14 protein-coding genes and 1 riboswitch are annotated in these 16,873 nt (G+C 68.3%); of the genes, 5 read left to right on the forward strand and 9 right to left on the reverse strand.

Annotation, left to right across the window (positions count from 1 at the left end):
* Positions 1–319 precede the first annotated feature (319 nt).
* Positions 320–841, forward strand: a complete 522-nt coding sequence (locus tag ACIRA5_RS24760) for a hypothetical protein (RefSeq protein ID WP_099943427.1) — start codon at positions 320–322, stop codon at positions 839–841.
* Positions 842–908: 67 nt separating this feature from the next.
* On the opposite strand, the gene ACIRA5_RS24765 is transcribed toward ACIRA5_RS24760, so the two are convergent.
* From ACIRA5_RS24765 to ACIRA5_RS24800, 8 genes are all read right to left on the reverse strand, one after another.
* Entirely contained in the window at positions 909–2,243 is a 1,335-nt protein-coding gene (locus tag ACIRA5_RS24765) for an ABC transporter ATP-binding protein (protein WP_403693785.1), read from the reverse strand.
* Between the two features lie 23 nt (positions 2,244–2,266).
* Positions 2,267–3,361 (reverse strand): ABC transporter ATP-binding protein, encoded by a 1,095-nt coding sequence (locus tag ACIRA5_RS24770; RefSeq protein WP_099943425.1) that lies wholly within the window; start codon positions 3,359–3,361, stop codon positions 2,267–2,269.
* A complete protein-coding gene (locus tag ACIRA5_RS24775; RefSeq protein ID WP_403693787.1) occupies positions 3,358–4,356 on the reverse strand; it encodes an ABC transporter permease in 999 nt (332 codons plus the stop codon). The genes ACIRA5_RS24770 and ACIRA5_RS24775 overlap by 4 nt, the downstream gene beginning before the upstream one ends.
* A 117-nt stretch (positions 4,357–4,473) precedes the next feature.
* Positions 4,474–6,252, reverse strand: a complete 1,779-nt coding sequence (locus tag ACIRA5_RS24780; protein WP_388220738.1) for an ABC transporter substrate-binding protein — start codon at positions 6,250–6,252, stop codon at positions 4,474–4,476.
* A 66-nt stretch (positions 6,253–6,318) separates the two neighbouring features.
* Positions 6,319–7,332 carry an ABC transporter permease gene (locus ACIRA5_RS24785; protein WP_099943422.1) on the reverse strand — a complete coding sequence of 338 codons (1,014 nt, stop codon included), beginning with the start codon at positions 7,330–7,332 and terminating at the stop codon, positions 6,319–6,321.
* Positions 7,333–7,676: 344 nt separating this feature from the next.
* Entirely contained in the window at positions 7,677–8,477 is an 801-nt protein-coding gene (locus ACIRA5_RS24790) for an enhanced serine sensitivity protein SseB C-terminal domain-containing protein (protein ID WP_403693790.1), read from the reverse strand.
* Positions 8,478–8,701: 224 nt separating this feature from the next.
* Entirely contained in the window at positions 8,702–9,514 is an 813-nt protein-coding gene (locus tag ACIRA5_RS24795; protein ID WP_403693792.1) for an enhanced serine sensitivity protein SseB, read from the reverse strand.
* Between the two features lie 130 nt (positions 9,515–9,644).
* On the reverse strand, positions 9,645–10,325 hold the full coding sequence (locus tag ACIRA5_RS24800; protein WP_403693875.1) for an AAA family ATPase: 681 nt from the start codon (positions 10,323–10,325) through the stop codon (positions 9,645–9,647).
* 168 nt (positions 10,326–10,493) lie between these two features.
* A riboswitch (glycine riboswitch) is annotated at positions 10,494–10,594 on the forward strand.
* A 146-nt stretch (positions 10,595–10,740) separates the two neighbouring features.
* On the opposite strand from ACIRA5_RS24800, the gene gcvT reads away from it, so the two are divergent.
* The 4 genes from gcvT (at position 10,741) to ACIRA5_RS24820 (ending at position 15,151) form a co-directional block, all read left to right on the forward strand.
* Positions 10,741–11,859, forward strand: coding sequence for a glycine cleavage system aminomethyltransferase GcvT (gcvT, locus tag ACIRA5_RS24805; RefSeq protein WP_403693794.1), 1,119 nt, complete (start codon positions 10,741–10,743; stop codon positions 11,857–11,859).
* Positions 11,860–11,987: 128 nt separating this feature from the next.
* On the forward strand, positions 11,988–12,365 hold the full coding sequence (gene gcvH, locus ACIRA5_RS24810; protein ID WP_403693796.1) for a glycine cleavage system protein GcvH: 378 nt from the start codon (positions 11,988–11,990) through the stop codon (positions 12,363–12,365).
* Positions 12,366–12,378: 13 nt separating this feature from the next.
* Positions 12,379–13,641, forward strand: a complete 1,263-nt coding sequence (glyA, locus tag ACIRA5_RS24815) for a serine hydroxymethyltransferase (RefSeq protein WP_403693798.1) — start codon at positions 12,379–12,381, stop codon at positions 13,639–13,641.
* 142 nt (positions 13,642–13,783) lie between these two features.
* A complete protein-coding gene (locus tag ACIRA5_RS24820; protein ID WP_403693800.1) occupies positions 13,784–15,151 on the forward strand; it encodes an L-serine ammonia-lyase in 1,368 nt (455 codons plus the stop codon).
* 295 nt (positions 15,152–15,446) lie between these two features.
* On the opposite strand, the gene ACIRA5_RS24825 is transcribed toward ACIRA5_RS24820, so the two are convergent.
* The gene (locus ACIRA5_RS24825; RefSeq protein ID WP_403693802.1) at positions 15,447–16,718 is read right to left on the reverse strand and encodes a LamG domain-containing protein; all 1,272 of its coding nucleotides are present in this window, start codon (positions 16,716–16,718) and stop codon (positions 15,447–15,449) included.
* Positions 16,719–16,873 lie beyond the last annotated feature (155 nt).

The raw sequence follows: 16,873 nt of genomic DNA on the forward strand, positions 1-16,873 counted from the left end.
GTTCCCGATCAGTTGGACACGCGAGACTCTGCACTCTTCCATTCGGACATGCTCATGACTTTGCCCAATCGTCATGGCCTACCTGTCAGTTGACTCCTGACGATCGGCTTCCGGTCCCTCCGGGCGGGCGGTAACGGTCCGCCATTTGACCGTACGAAGACCCTGGCATTTCCGAGCTTTTACCGCTCGGAGCGACAGGCTCAATTGTTGCTCAACTCCACAGAATGTGATTGACCGGTCTCGGTCAACTTCATAGGCTCATTCCAGCTTGACGGGCTCCGCCGAAACGGAGGCCGGACCACTTGCATGGGGGAAATTCATGCGTAAGAGAACCAAGCTGGCCACACTCGTCGTCGCCGGAGTAATGCCGCTCGTCGCGGGTGCGGCGCCGGCCTCGGCGGTCGTGACTCCGAAAAGGTCGTGCCCGGTCGATTACGGGGTCCTGATCACCTCGCACTCGGCCTATCGGATTCCCGCCTCGGGGGCCTACTTCAAGGACGGCCCGGGCGGCACCATCACCGCCTCCGTCACCAGGGCGTCCACCATCACGTACAGCGTCTCCGCCTCCCTGGAGGTGAGCGCGAGCTACCTCTTCGCCTCGGCCAAGGCGTCGGTGAGCGGCAGCATCACGAAGTCCGTGGCGATCACGACCGGCCACACGTACTCGCACAACATCCGCTCCAACAAGTACGGGAACCTGCAGTACGGCTCCAACGGCTTCAAGGTCGGATGGGAGTCGAACCGCACGAACCCGAACTGTTCGGTGACGACGCTCGCGAGGGGCACGGCCAAGCTTCCGGCAACTTCGGTCGGCTGGCACTACTGGGAAACCAGTTCCTGATAATTCTTCAAAACAAATGCCCCGGTAACCATTTATCTGGCTACCGGGGCATTTGCTTTTTACCCGATCACTTCTGGCTGTCGGTTCCCGACTCCTCCGACGAGTCCGACTCGTCGACGGCGACCGTTTCGGAAGCCTCTTCGGCAGCGGCCTCCTCGGGGGCGGCCTCCTCGGGTGCGGCCTCCTCGGCAGGCTCGGTGGTCGTCTCCGCGGCGGGCTCCGGAGTCTCCTCCGTGGTTTCCAGTTCCGCGGCCACCGCCGCCGACGTCTCCGCCGACTCCGCCAGCACCTCGTCGGCCACGAGCGTCGCGGCCTCCTTCGCCGCGGACAGCAGCACCGTGTCCTGCGGCGCCTGGTCCTCGAAGTTCTCCGGGTGGTGGCAGGCGACCTGCTGGCCGGGCTTCAGCTCCAGGAGCGGCGGCTCGGTCGTCTTGCAGATCTCCGTGGCCTTCCAGCACCGCGTGTGGAAGCGGCAGCCGCTCGGCGGCGCGATCGGCGAGGGCACGTCGCCCTTGAGCAGGATGCGCTCGCTCTTCACGTTCCGGCGCCTGGGGTCCGGGATCGGCACCGCGGACATGAGCGCCTTGGTGTACGGGTGCATCGGCGCCTTGTAGAGCGAGTCGCGGTCGGCGAGCTCCACGATCTTGCCGAGGTACATCACCGCGATCCGGTCCGAGACGTGCCGGACCACCGACAGGTCGTGCGCGATGATCACGTACGTCAGGCCGAGCTCCTGCTGAAGGTCGTCGAGGAGGTTGACGACCTGCGCCTGGATCGACACGTCGAGCGCCGAGACCGGCTCGTCCGCCACGACCAGCTTCGGGTTGAGCGCGAGCGCGCGGGCGATGCCGATGCGCTGGCGCTGACCGCCGGAGAACTCGTGCGGATAGCGGTTGTAGTGCTCGGGGTTGAGGCCGACGACCGACAGCAGTCGCTGGACCTCCTTCTTGACGCCGCCCTCGGGAGTGACGCCCTGCAGCTTGAACGGGGCACTGATGATCGTGCCGATCGTGTGCCGGGGGTTCAGCGACGAGTACGGGTCCTGGAAGATCATCTGGACGTCACGGCGCATCGGGCGCATACCGCTCACACCGAGGTGCGTGATGTCCTTGCCCTCGAACTCGACCTTGCCCGCGGTCGGTTCGAGCAGCCGCGTGATCAGCCGGCCCATGGTGGACTTGCCGCAGCCGGACTCGCCCACGACGCCCAGGGTCTCCCCCGAGCGCACCTCGAAGTCGATGCCGTCGACGGCCCGCACCGCGCCGACCTGACGCTGCAGCAGGCCCTTGCGGATGGGGAAGTGCTTCTGCAGCCCGGTCACCTTCAGCAGGACGTCACCCGGGGCGGCGTCCTTGGTGAGGGTGGCGCCGCCTTCGTCCTGTGCCTGTGCGGGAATGGTCACTTCCGCGTCCTTGGCTTTCTCGCTCACAGCTTCGGCGCAATCTCTTCGGTCCAGATGCGTTCCCGCTGCTCCTGGGTCATGTGGCAGGCGGCCCAGTGCCGTCCGCCGACCTCGGTCAGCTCGGGGCGGACCGTGCGGGTCACGTTGTCCTTGGGAACGTCCGCGTACGGGCAGCGCGGGTTGAAGGCGCAGCCGGACGGGATGTTGATCAGCGAGGGCGGGGAGCCCTTGACGGGGATGAGGCGCTCGGTCTGCTCACGGTCCAGGCGCGGCATCGAGCCGAGCAGCCCCCAGGTGTAGGGGTGCCGGGGCTCGTAGAACACCTTCTCGGCCGGACCGCGCTCGATGCAACGGCCGCCGTACATCACCAGGATGTCGTCGGAGAGCTCCGCGACGACGCCCAGGTCGTGGGTGATGATGATGACCGCGGAGCCGAACTCCTTCTGCAGGTCCCGCATCAGGTCGAGGATCTGCGCCTGGACGGTCACGTCCAGGGCGGTCGTCGGCTCGTCCGCGATGAGCAGCTCGGGGTTGTTGACCAGCGACATCGCGATCATCGCGCGCTGGCGCATACCGCCGGAGAACTCGTGCGGGTAGCTGTCGACGCGCTTGTCCGGCTGCGGGATGCCCACCCGGTCGAGCATCTCGACCGCGCGACGCTTCGCCGTCTTCTTGTCCACGTTGTTGTGGATGCGGTACGCCTCCACGATCTGCTGACCGATCGTGTAGTACGGGTGCAGCGCGGACAGCGGATCCTGGAAGATCATCGCCATCTCCCGGCCGCGCAGCTTGCGCACGTAGTCCGGGTCGGCGGACAGCAGTTCGGTGCCGTTCAGCCAGATCTCGCCGGAGATCTGCGCCTTGCGCTTGCCGTACTGGCCGGCCGTGTGCAGGCCCATGATGCCGAGCGAGGTCACCGACTTGCCGGAGCCGGACTCGCCCACGATCCCGAGGGTCTTGCCCTTCTCCAGCTGGAAGGAGAGACCGTCGACGGACTTGACCAGACCGTCGTCGGTCGGGAAGTGCACCTTCAGGTCGCGTACTTCGAGGAAGGCGGAGGGTGCGGGCGAGTCCTTGACGGGCTCGGCCACCGCTCCGCTCTTGCTGAGTTCGGTCATGCGAGCCTCACTCGGGGGTCGATCACGGCGTACAGGATGTCCACGAGGAGGTTGGCGACGATCACCGCGAGCGAGGTGATCAGGGTGACGCCCAGGATGACGGGCAGGTCCTTGTCGCTGATCGCCTTGAGGACGGCCTGGCCGAGGCCGGGAAGGCTGAACGTGGTCTCGGTGAGGATCGCGCCGCCGATGAGGGCGCCGAGGTCCATGCCGAGCATGGTGAGGATGGGCGTCATCGTGGAGCGCATGGCGTGCTTGCCGATGACGACCGGCTCGCGCAGGCCCTTGGCGCGCGCGGTGCGGATGTAGTCCTCGCCCATGACTTCCAGCATGGTGGCGCGGGTGATCCGGGCGTACATCGCGGCGTAGAGGAAGGCGAGCGTGATCCAGGGCAGGATCATGCCGCCGAGGTAGCCGCCGACGCTGTCCGTGAGCGGCACGTACTGGGCGTCGATCCAGTTCAGTCCGTAACTGAAGATCGCCAGCGACAGCAGACCGGTGAAGTAGATGGGGAGCGAGACACCGCCGAGCGCGACGACCATCGCGCCGCGGTCCCAGAGCGAACCCCGCTTGAGCGCGGAGAGCACACCCGCCGAGACACCGAAGATCAGCCACAGTACGGCGGCACCGAGAGCCAGTCCCAGGGTCACCGGGAAGCGGTCGGTGATGACCGGCCAGATGGCCTGCTCATTGCGGAAGGAGTAGCCGAAGCACGGCGCCGCGCAGTGCGTGACGTCTCCGCCGCCCGAGTAGGTGCGTCCGACGAAGATGCCCTTGAAGAACTCCCAGACCTGGACGAAGATCGGGTCGCCCAGCTGGAGCTTCTGCCGGACCGCCTCGATGGCCGCGGGGTCGGCCTGCTTGCCCACGAACATCGTGGCCGGGTCGACGCCCGCCCACTTCGGGACGAGGAAGAAGATGCCGAAGACCACCAGAATGATGACCACCAGCATCACTGCGGCGGCGAAGAGCCGCCTGATGAGGTAAGCGAGCACTGCTCTCGGCCCGACGGCGGGGCCGTGGGCCACCGGAGGTCTTCCGGTGGCCCACGGTTCACGCCGCTCCGGCCTTCACCTGCCTTTCGTGCCTTATGGCGGGTGCGCCGGTCGGGATTACTTCACGCCGAGGTTGACGAAGTCGTACTGACCGCTGTAGCCGTCGGTCGTGTAGACGTTGGTCAGCCGGGTCGAGCGCCAGTTGATGAACTTCTCGAAGACGAAGGGCAGGTAGTAACCGCCCTCCATGACCTTGTGGTTGATCTCCGTGGAGATGGAGACCTTCTTCGCGGGGTCGAGCTCCTTGACGTAGCTGTCGAAGAGACCGTTGATCGTCTTGTCGTTGATCTGAGCGAAGTTGTTGTTACCGCTGTCGAGGATGTACTTGCCGTCCCACAGCGGGAGACCGAAGCCCTGGACCGTCGGGAAGTCCGGACCCCAGCCCATGATGATGATGCCGAAGCCCTTCTTCTTCACGTTCGAGGGGCTGCCGATGATGCCGGCGGTCTGCGCACCGTCGTACTGCTCGATGTCGACCGTGATGCCGACCTGCTTCAGCGAGGCCTGGAGCGACTCGGCCGTGGCCACCTCGACCGGCTTGTTGTTGCGGACCGCGATGGTGGTCTTGAAGCCGCTCGGCTTGCCGCAGGCCTTCAGCTCTTCCTTGGCCTTGGCGACGTTCGCGGCGCCGTCGTTGGCGGCGGTGCCGTACGGGTCGTACTTCTGGCCCTCGGCGCCCGGGACGGACGGCGGGAGCATGTTGGTGCCGATGTCGCCACCGGCGACCGGGCCACCACGCGCGGTCTGCAGCGACTTGTGGTCGGCGCCGTAGATGACGGCCTTGCGGCAGTGCTCGTTGTCGAACGGCGCCACCGTCTGCGGCATGACCGCGTAGCGGACGTAGCCGGAGACCGGGTTGTCCAGGTTGCCCTTGTGCTGCTTCAGGGCGATGGTGCGGCCCTGCGGGGACATACCGGTCTGGCCGATGTCCAGGTCGTAGTCGCCGTTGATCAGGCGCTGGTCCATGTCATTGGCGTTGGTGAAGAAGTTGACCGTGATCTCGTCCGGGAGCGCCTTGCGGATCGGGTCCGAGGACTGCTTCCAGTTGGTGTTGCGCACCAGGTCGATCGACTTGTTCGGCGTGTACGACTTGAACTTGTACGGGCCGGAGGAGAACGGGTGCAGACCGTACTTGGACTTGGTGTCCATGTCCTGGCGGACCGGGGACGCCGAGGTCAGCGCGAGCATCTCCTCGAAGTCCGAGTTCGCCGCGGGCAGGTGGAAGACGATCGTCTTGTCGTCGGGCGTCGAGATCGCCTTCAGACCGAGCTTGTCCTTCGAGGTGTCCTTGTAGGGGCCTTTGTAGGCGCCCTTCGGGTCCAGGACGTCCTTCAGGTAGACCGGGCCGCCGGACAGCACGTCCTGCGCCCAGACGCGCTCGATGCCGTACTTGACGTCCTTGGAGGTGATCGGCTTGCCGTCCTCCCACGTCACCCCGTCACGCAGGGTGTACGTGTAGGTCTTGCCGTCGTCCGTGACCTTCGCGGTGCTGGTGGCGAGGTCCGGCGTGACCTTGGCACCCTCGGCACCCGGCTGGGCCTGGTTGGTGACGAGCTGACGGCTGTAGTACCGCATGAAGTTCCAGGCGAAGCCGTAGTAGCCGCGCGTGGTGTCCCACGAGTCGGCGTCCTGGGCTCCGGCGAACTTCAGCGTGCCGCCCTTCTTGGCCGAGGCGTTGGCGACCTTGTTGTTGCCCGCGTTGAAGCCGGCGGCACCGCCCTTGTCGCTGCTCTTGTCGCCGCCTCCGCCGCACGCAGCCGTGGTGAGCAGCGCGGCAACCACCGCGGCCGCGGCCGCGGCCTGCTTGCGGCGCCCTGTGGTGCGTTGGGTAGTCACGATCTCGGATCCTCCGGATATATAGCGGCCTGTGGTCAATTCACGGGCCCTGGGGGGTACGGCAGTTCAGCGGGAACCCTTCGGGTCGAGCGCATCGCGTACGCCGTCCCCGAAAAGGTTGAAGGAGAGCACAGTGATGAAGATCGCTACACCAGGGATCACCATGTACATGGGGTCCGAGTCGTAGTAGTCGATCGCACTGGAGAGCATCTGTCCCCAGGACGCCGTGGGCGGCTTGACACCCACGCCCAGGAAGCTGAGTGCCGCTTCCGTCAGGATGTTGGTCGGGATCATCATCGTCGTGTACACGATGATGGGCGCGACGAGGTTGGGCAGCAGCTCCTTGAACAGGATGTAGAAGCGCCCGGCTCCCAGACTGCGGGCGGCCTCCACGTACTCGCGCTCACGCAGCGAGAGTGTCTGGCCGCGCACCACGCGTCCGACGTAGGGCCAGCCGAAGAATCCGATCACGAGGATCATGACGAACAGGCGTACGCCCGTACCCGTCAGCCCCAGCATCTCGTTCGGCATGACCGAGACCAGCGCGATGATGAACAGCAGCTGCGGGAAGGCCAGCAGGCCGTCCATGACCCGGCTGATGAGGGCGTCGACCCAGCCACCGAAGTAGCCGGCCAACACGCCCAGAACGGTGCCGAGTACGACGGCGACCAGGGCGGACAGGAAGCCGACCATGAGCGAGATCCGGGCGCCGTAGACGATCCGGGCGAAGATGTCGCGGCCGCTGACGGGTTCGACACCGAGGAGGTGGGTGCCGCTGATGCCGCCGTAGGACCCCGTGGGGGTCGAGAAGAGCGGATCGATGAGGTCCTCGTGGTGCGTCTCGGGGTCCTGACCGACGAGGTTCGCGATCACGGGGGCGAGCAGCGCGATCGCGATCAGCACGAGCACGACGATGCCGCCCGTGAGGGCGAGCTTGTCCCGCTTGAGGCGCTCCCAGGCGATCCGCCCGAGGGACCGCCCCTGTACCGCCGCCTTGGCCTCGGCAGCGCTGGCAGCCGCCGCTTCCTCGGCCGCGTTCGGTGCCGCGTCCGTGGTCGGCTCGTGCAATGGTGCCGTCATCGTGGCAGGGACCCCTCTCAACCGGCGGTAGCCGGCCCACACGTGCCGCTTGTAGCGGCGTGATCAGTCCGTCGTACACAGGGGCTAAACCCCCTGGAGCGGGAGTCTTCAACGCCTCGGCGATCTGTAGCCAGACTTGACGGTGAATGGATGCGTAAACGTGATGCTGTCAGGGGGGTTCCGTTATCCGGACGGCGGGTAACGGGGGTCGGACACGGGGCAGTTGGGACTCCGGAGGCGAATACGGGCATTACCCGGACAATCCATCGTCATCTACGCGCGAAGAAATGCAGAGGCTCGGTGAAGGACCCGTAGTGATCCTTCACGGTTCGCCGGACGGCGACTCAGTACCCGGCGGGTGCCGGCGGATAGCCGTACCCGCCCGCCAACGGCACCTGGGCCGGGGCCGCGTGGGCCTCTCGGTCGTAGAACGGCCGCGCGTTGGCGCGCAGCCACAACGCCACCGGGTCGTACTCGTCCGACATCGCGACGGTCGACACGGGCAGCCCGTCCGGAACCGCGCCGATGGACTGCTGCATCATCGCCCGCACCGAGTCGACGGCGGGCGGCGAAGTGTCGTAGACGTCCAGCCCGATGGCCAGATACGGCGCCCCGAGCGCCGGCTGCACCCAGGCGCGGCGCAGCGAGCGCACGGCGGTGGTGCGATGAGCGTTCTGCGTGAGCAGGGCGTAGAACTGCGGGATCTCGATGCCGGGTTCGGACAGGCGCAGCGGACCGGCGGGCTGGCGCTCCAGACCCGCCGCGATTCTGCGCAGATCCAGCCATGGGATGCCGACCCCGCCGCCCGGGGCGTGCGGATTGAGCCAGAGCCCGAAGTGGTCGGGGTAGAGGGTGCGGGCCACGTCGAGACCGTCGACGACCTCGTACGACCGGTTCCAGCCACTGGCCGAGAGTTCCTGGGCGGAGGTGACGCACGGCGCGTAGCCGAAGCCCTCCACCTCCATGTTCCCGTACTGGGCGTCCGGGGAGCCGGCCTGGCCGTGCCAGAGCAGCATCCACACCTGGCCGGACGACGGGGTCGCGAGCGCGCGAAGGAGCGCCTCGTAGGCGTCGTAACGCCCGGGCGTCACCTGGCGCAGCATGTGCTCGACCTGACCGGCCGCGGCCGTGCCCGACGCGCTCACCTTCAACCGCCCCTTCGCGAAGAAATCATGACGTCGACCAACACCTCGGCCGAACCCCGGCCGAGCCATGAAACCAGCTTAAGCGGCGAATGCGCTCCGCCGGGGGAGCCGTTGGGAGCTCGGGGCCCGTTGGGGTCGGCAGGCTGCGGCTTGCTCGTGGCCGGGCGCGCCCACGCGGCGGAGCCGCACAATGGTCACAGCCTCGCGCCCCTTTCGGGGCGCTTCTACTGGGCCTGCTGGTAGAAGGGCCGCACCTGGGCTCGCATCCAGTCGCCCACCGGGTCCTGGGCGACGTCGAGGAGGACCAGGTTCACCGGCCACTTGACCGCGACGCGGGAGAGGGCGCGGGAGAGGGCGTCCATGGGGAGCGTCCGGAGGTCTCCCTCCCACACGGAGAGTTCGACCCCGACGAACATGACCGGGTCGTCGCCCTCGATGCTGGCCAGACAGCGGCGGGCGGTCAGGACGACTCCCGTCGCCGCGAACTCGGCCGAGGCGGCGGCGAAGAAGTCCACCGGGTCGTCCTGCCAGTCGGGCTCGTAGAGCTTCACCCGGCCACCGCTCGTGGGCCCGTCCAGCGGGGTGCGCCCGGTCCGGCACAGCTCGGCGACCGCGAGGGGCGGCAGCGGCACGCCGACCACCCCGTCCGGGTTGATCGCGATACCGACCTGCGGGGGCAGCCCGCGGGCGAACTCGACGGCGGGCGCGATCGTGTACGGCAGATGGCCGCCGGCGACCTGGCGGAACTGCTCCTCGGAGCTGAAGACCGGCACGTACGCCTGGCCCTCGATCTCCAGGGTGGGCAGGTCGAGGGATCCCGCGTGCGGTCCGCCGCCGTTGGGCAGCGGCACCCAGACGAAGCTGCGGCCGAGGACCTCGACGATGCGGCCGCCGGCCGAGGGCACTCCGAGGGACGCGGAGAGCACCTCCTCCAGTTCGTTGCCCGGCCAGCCGCCGTGCGAGTGGGGGTGGGGGCCGGGTTGCGGGTACGCCGGTGCCGGGAAGTCCGAGAAGTCCGGGAAGTCGGGGATTTCCATCTGTCTACCTGTCTACCGCCTGCGGTGAACCACTGTTCTGGTGTTCTGGCTGGAAAGGTTAGTGGGCCTGTACGACTTCCCGACCGCTCGCGGCCCCTCTCGACTGCTCTCGGCCACTCGCGGCCGTTCCTCAGCCACCGAAGCCGATCCGCCGCAGTACGTCCGCCGCGTCCCGGTCGAGGAGCACCGCCGAGCCGCAGCCCTCCGGCAGGTCGCCCCGCTCGACGGAGCGCAGCAGCCGGGCGACCGCGCCCCGGTGACGGGCGAACGCGTACCGCGACACGCCCCGGCCGCGCTCACGCTGGCCCTCGAGCGCCGTGCCGGGCGTGACGTCGAGCAGCAGCAGGTGGAGGGTGCCGCCGCGGCGCTGGGCCTCGCGGGCGAGCCAGCGGCGCACCCAGGCCTGCGCACCGCAGTCGTGCACGACGAGCCCGGCGCCGGAGCGCAGGGCGCGACGCAGGCCCGCGTAGTGCGCGAGGCGGACGAGGGGCCGGTAGACGGCGTACGGCAGCCGGCCGCCCGTCCGCTCGTCCCAGCGGTCCCGGGTGTCCTGGGAGTCGATGCGCGGACCCTCGACGGCGCGGCGCATCAGGGTGGACTTGCCGCTGCCCGGCAATCCGGTGACCACGACGACGTCGGCCGCCGCGAAGTGCAGACCGTGCGGAGAGTGTCCCGCGCGCTCTCTGAGGTCGCGGACGACGGCCGTCGGCAGCGCTCCGCACGTCTCCCGGGTCCTGGCCGGGGCACCGGGCTGCTCGGGCAGCGCGAGGCCCGAGGTCGTGGCGTACGCCGTGGTCCTGTTCACCGTGATCGTCCTCCCCTTGGGTCTGGAGTCCCATCCCCGTCGAGTGTAAAGAGAAGGTAATGCGCGGTGTCTCTCGTTTCCGTACGCGGACTGCCACAGGCCGGTTACAGATGCGGACTGCCATGATCGGACGGCGCGTGCGATGATGTGCCCGCCAACTGCATACCGGCCGCTTGAATCCGCGCGGGAGAGTTCCGGGAACCTTCGGGTACCCGGGCGCCGAAGGAGCAAGTCCCTCCCTTGAATCTCTCAGGCCCCGTTACCGCGCGGGCGAGGCACATCTGAAAAGCGGGCCGCTGTCCAGTGGCTCCACCCAAGGTGCAAGTCAGGACCTCCGTTCGCGGGGTCGTGATGAACCTCTCAGGTTCCGATGACAGATGGGGAGGAACGACCTCGCCGTCATGCCTTGGGAGCCCCACCGATGAGCAGTAACGCACCCCGTCTCACCGCGCTCGATGCCCTGCATCGCTCGCTCGGCGCGACGATGACCGACTTCGCGGGCTGGGACATGCCCCTGCGCTACGGCTCCGAGCGCGACGAGCACCTCGCCGTGCGCACCCGGGCCGGTCTCTTCGACCTGTCACACATGGGCGAGATCACGGTCACCGGACCGCAGGCCGCCACCCTGCTCAACCACGCGCTGGTCGGCAACATCGCCTCCGTCGGCGTCGGCCGCGCCCGCTACACGATGATCTGCCGGGAGGACGGCGGCATCCTGGACGACCTGATCGTCTACCGGCTGGCCGAAAACGAGTACATGGTCGTCGCGAACGCCTCCAACGCCCAGGTGGTGCTGGACGCGCTGACCGAGCGTGCCACCGGCTTCGACGCCCTCGTGCGCGACGACCGCGACGCGTACGCGCTGATCGCCGTGCAGGGCCCCGAGTCCCCCGGCATCCTCAAGTCGCTGACCGACGCCGACCTGGACGGCCTGAAGTACTACGCGGGCCTGCCGGGCACCGTCGCGGGCGTCCCGGCGCTGATCGCCCGCACGGGCTACACGGGCGAGGACGGCTTCGAGCTGTTCGTGGCCCCGTCCGACGCCGAGAAGCTGTGGCAGGCGCTGACGGACGCGGGCGCGCCCGTCGGTCTCGTCCCCTGCGGCCTCTCCTGCCGCGACACGCTGCGCCTGGAGGCGGGCATGCCGCTGTACGGGCACGAGCTGAGCACCTCGCTCACCCCCTTCGACGCGGGGCTCGGGCGGGTCGTGAAGTTCGAGAAGGAGGGGGACTTCGTGGGGCGTGCCGCGCTCCAGGAGGCCGCCTCCCGCGCCGAGGAGAACCCCCCGCGGGTACTCGTCGGGCTCGTCGCCGAAGGCCGTCGCGTACCGCGCGCCGGCTACCCGGTCGTCGCCGACGGCAAGGTGATCGGCGAGATCACCTCCGGCGCGCCCTCCCCGACGCTGGGCAAGCCGATCGCGATGGCGTACGTCGACGCCGCGCACGCCGCGCCGGGCACGGCCGGGGTCGGCGTGGACATCCGGGGCAGCCATGAGCCGTACGAGGTCGTGGCGCTGCCGTTCTACAAGCGCCAGAAGTAGCTTCGGGGTCGAAAGGGCCCCGTTCAGCGCGCCCACGTGACGCACGCCGCTGTGTCACGTCTCGTATCCCAGGACCACTCGGTCATCCCGTTCATCCGCACTCCCCCGCGTACAGGAGAATTCAGGCCATGAGCAACCCCCAGCAGCTGCGCTACAGCAAGGAGCACGAGTGGCTGTCGGTCGCCGAGGACGGCGTCTCGACGGTCGGCATCACCGAGTTCGCGGCCAACGCGCTCGGCGATGTCGTCTACGCCCAGCTTCCGGAGGTCGGTGACACGGTGACCGCGGGCGAGACCTGCGGCGAACTGGAGTCGACCAAGTCGGTCAGCGACCTGTACGCGCCGGTCACCGGCGAGGTCGTGGAGGCCAACCAGGACGTGGTCGACGACCCGTCGCTGGTGAACTCCGCCCCCTTCGAGGGCGGCTGGCTGTTCAAGGTACGCGTCACGGACGAGCCGGCCGACCTGCTCACCGCCGACGAGTACACCGAGTTCTCCGGCTCTTAAGGACTTCTGACTGATGTCGCTTCTGAACACGCCCCTGCACGAACTGGACCCGGACGTCGCCGCCGCCGTCGACGCCGAGCTGCACCGCCAGCAGTCCACCCTGGAGATGATCGCCTCGGAGAACTTCGCTCCGGTCGCGGTCATGGAGGCCCAGGGCTCGGTCCTGACCAACAAGTACGCCGAGGGCTACCCGGGCCGCCGCTACTACGGCGGCTGCGAGCACGTCGACGTGGTCGAGCAGATCGCCATCGACCGCGTCAAGGCGCTCTTCGGCGCCGAGCACGCGAACGTGCAGCCCCACTCGGGCGCCCAGGCCAACGCGGCGGCGATGTTCGCGCTGCTGAAGCCGGGCGACACAATCATGGGTCTGAACCTCGCGCACGGCGGGCACCTGACCCACGGCATGAAGATCAACTTCTCCGGCAAGCTGTACAACGTGGTCGCGTACCACGTGAACGACGAGACCGGTCAGGTCGACATGGCCGAGGTCGAGCGCCTCGCCAAGGAGTCCAGGCCGCAGCTGATCGTGGCGGGCTGGTCGGCCTACCCGCGTCAGCTGGACTTCGCCGCGTTCCGCCGGATCGCGGACGAGGTCGGCGCGTACCTGATGGTCGACATGGCGCACTTCGCGGGCCTCGTGGCCGCGGGCCTGCACCCGAACCCGGTGCCGCACGCCCACGTGGTCACGACCACGACCCACAAGACGCTGGGCGGCCCACGCGGTGGCGTGATCCTGTCCACCGCCGAGCTGGCGAAGAAGATCAACTCCGCGGTCTTCCCCGGCCAGCAGGGCGGTCCGCTGGAGCACGTGATCGCCGCGAAGGCCGTCTCCTTCAAGGTCGCCGCCTCCGACGACTTCAAGGAGCGCCAGCAGCGCACGCTGGACGGCGCGCGGATCCTGGCCGAGCGCCTGGTCCAGGACGACGTCAAGGCCGTGGGCGTGGACGTCCTGTCCGGCGGCACGGACGTGCACCTGGTCCTGGTCGACCTGCGCAACTCCGAGCTGGACGGTCAGCAGGCCGAGGACCGTCTCCACGAGGTCGGCATCACGGTCAACCGCAACGCCATCCCGAACGACCCGCGACCCCCGATGGTCACGTCCGGCCTGCGCATCGGCACGCCCGCCCTCGCCACCCGCGGCTTCCAGGCCGAGGACTTCACCGAGGTCGCGGACATCATCGCCGAGGCGCTGAAGCCCTCATACGACGCGGAGTCCCTCAAGTCCCGGGTCTCCGCCCTGGCCGGCAAGCACCCGCTGTACCCCGGCCTGAAGTAGTACACCACCAGTTCCTGCGAAAGTTCACTTTCGTACAGAAATTCGCACGGAACGTACGATTCACCGGGACGCCGCGCACACTGGAACCGGAGCTGTGCGCGGCGCCCGCCCCCATGCACCACCCCTGTTGTGAGGAGTCCCCGTGGCCATCTCGGTCTTCGACCTGTTCTCGATCGGCATAGGCCCGTCGAGCTCCCACACGGTGGGCCCGATGCGTGCGGCGCGCATGTTCGCCCGCCGGCTGCGCAACGAGGAGCTGCTGGACTCCGTGGCCTCCGTCCGGGCGGAGCTGTACGGCTCCCTGGGCGCGACCGGTCACGGCCACGGCACCCCCAAGGCGGTACTCCTCGGCCTGGAGGGCGCGTCGCCGCGAACCGTGGACGTGGAGGGCGCCGACGACCGCGTGGAGCAGATCAAGTCGTCGGGCCGGCTCGCCCTGCTCAGCACGCACGAGATCGCCTTCTCCTTCGACGACGACCTGGTCCTGCACCGCCGCAAGGCCCTGCCGTACCACGCGAACGGCATGACGATCTTCGCGTACGACGCCTCCGGCACCCTCGTCCTGGAGAAGACGTACTACTCGGTCGGCGGCGGCTTCGTGGTCGACGAGGACGCGGTGGGCGAGGACCGCATCAAGCTCGACGACACGGTGCTCAAGTACCCGTTCCGCACGGGCGACGAACTGCTGCGGCTGACGAAGGAGACCGGCCTGTCGATCTCCGCCCTGATGCTGGAGAACGAGCGGGCCTGGCGCACCGAGGAGGAGATCCGCGAGGGTCTGCTCGCCATCTGGCGTGTGATGCAGGCGTGCGTCTCCCGGGGCATGGCCCGCGAGGGCATCCTGCCGGGCGGGCTCAAGGTCCGCCGCCGCGCCGCCGTCTCGGCCCGCCAGCTGCGGGCGGAGGGCGACCCGCTGGCCCACGCGATGGAGTGGATCACGCTCTACGCGATGGCGGTGAACGAGGAGAACGCGGCGGGCGGCCGGGTGGTCACGGCCCCCACGAACGGCGCCGCGGGCATCATCCCGGCGGTCCTCCACTACTACATCAACTTCATCCCCGGAGCGGACGAGGACGGCGTCGTGCGCTTCCTGCTCGCCGCCGGCGCCATCGGGATGCTCTTCAAGGAGAACGCCTCCATCTCCGGCGCCGAGGTCGGCTGCCAGGGCGAGGTCGGCTCGGCCTGCTCGATGGCCGCGGGCGCCCTCGCCGAGGTCCTCGGCGGCAGCCCCGAACAGGTCGAGAACGCCGCCGAGATCGGCATGGAACACAACCTCGGCCTCACCTGCGACCCGGTCGGCGGCCTCGTCCAGATCCCCTGCATCGAACGCAACGGCATGGCAGCGGTCAAGGCGGTCACCGCCGCCCGCATGGCCATGCGCGGCGACGGCTCCCACAAGGTCTCCCTCGACAAGGTCATCAAGACCATGAAGGAGACGGGCGCGGACATGAGCGTCAAGTACAAGGAGACGGCACGGGGCGGGCTGGCGGTCAACATCATCGAGTGCTGAGGACATAGGCCCTGGCCGGCGCGTCCGTTTCTTTACGCGCTGTCAGGGCTTCCCTCCGGGGTTCGTGGCATCCTCGGTCACTTTCGATCCGCCCTGACGTCGGCCATGCCCACGACGGCCTCGCAACCCGGCCCGCCGGACCGGGGCGTCGGAAGGCCGGCTCGTCATCACCCCGTCGCGCTGGAGCTGCCGCGCGTCGGCTGTGTACCGGTGGAAGCGGGCCGCTCGACGCGGCGGTATGGGTATGGGCCCACGGGTCAAAGGGAGACGTCTCGTCGGGAAGCCCGACGGCGATCTACGGGCCTGGGACCGTGTCCAGGGATTGCCCGTTGCCGAGTTTGACGATCTGGGCGTCACTGGCCACGCCGGAGAAGATCCACACGTCGTCGATCACGCCCGGCCAGTACTCGCCAGGTGTTCCGTTCTCCTTGTTGCGTCCGAACTGGAGTTGCTTGGTCGCCTGGAACGGCTGGACGTTGGCCCGCCACGACATGGCGTCCAGGACCTGCTCCAGTCGGCCGTTGACGTACAGCCGTGCCTCGTCGGCGAAGGCGTCGTACACGACTGCCAGGTGGTCCCAGTCGAATTCCGAATGGAAACTCGAATGCCGCACCACGGGTCGGGCCACGCCCGCCGTGTCCGCGCTGGGCAGTTCCAGTTCGTAACCGCCCTGCTTCTGCGGGTCCGTGGGGTCCGGTGCGTATCGCACGGTGAAGGCGCTGTTGACCGCTCCTTCCGCCGACAGGACGGTGACCTTCTTCTGCGGGCGTGCCGCGGTGTCGACCCAGGCGGTCACGGTGAAACTCTCCTTGGTGTTCACCGGGACCGTCGCTGCGGCGGCGTAGTCGTCCACCCCGTCCAGGACCAGCCCACCGTCGCCGACCCATCCGGCGTCCGGCTGTACGGCCGCTTGTGCGCCCAGAACCGCCGGCCGCTTGCCGGCGCTGTCGTCGGGGCTGGAAGCCGGCGTGCCCACCGTCGTGGTGTCGAATTTCCAGCGCCCCTTCACCTGCGGGTGCTGCTTGAACAGGTCACCGGCCTCGTCCTTGGAGACCACCCGGTCGTACAGGCGCACATCGTCGATCTGCCCCTTGAAGAACGAGTCGGGTCGGCCACCGTACGATCCCGCGCCGACCTGTACCGGACCGGTGGCGTCCCAGGGAGCGGGTGTGAACGGCACCATGGAGACGAGCCCGCCGTCCACGTAGAGCCGCCGCTCCTTCAGCGTGCTGTCGTAGACACCGAGGAGATGGTGCCAGCTTTCGCCGGGGTAGACCTGGTCGGCGGCGGGCTTACCGAGGTTGGCCATGGCCCGGGTCGGGTCGACGCCCGCGGTGTCGGAGTTGTACCGGTTGAAGACCCAACTGCGGTACGAGCCCGAGTAGTAGAGCTCGAAGCCGCTCTGCTGCGCGCCGGCCTGGGTCGCGATGATCTGGGCCGTGTTCGACTCCGCCTTGGGGAGTCTGGCCCAGGCGGACACCGAGAAGCTGCGCAGGGTGTCGAGCTGCGGCCCGGTGGTGCTCGCGTAACCGTTGTCGGTGGAGCTGAGGTCCAGGGCGCCGGCCACGTTCCCCGGGACACCGAACGAAGAGAGACCGCGCCGACGGCCGCTCTCCCCCACGTTCTCTCAGCCCTCATCTATTTGCCCGGACCCGGACAAGACAAGGGCACAATTTCGTCATAACGACCAACCTCGGAGGCGACATTCACATCCACGGACAT

Source organism: Streptomyces sp. NPDC096311 (assembly GCF_044763085.1).
Lineage (GTDB): Bacteria > Actinomycetota > Actinomycetes > Streptomycetales > Streptomycetaceae > Streptomyces.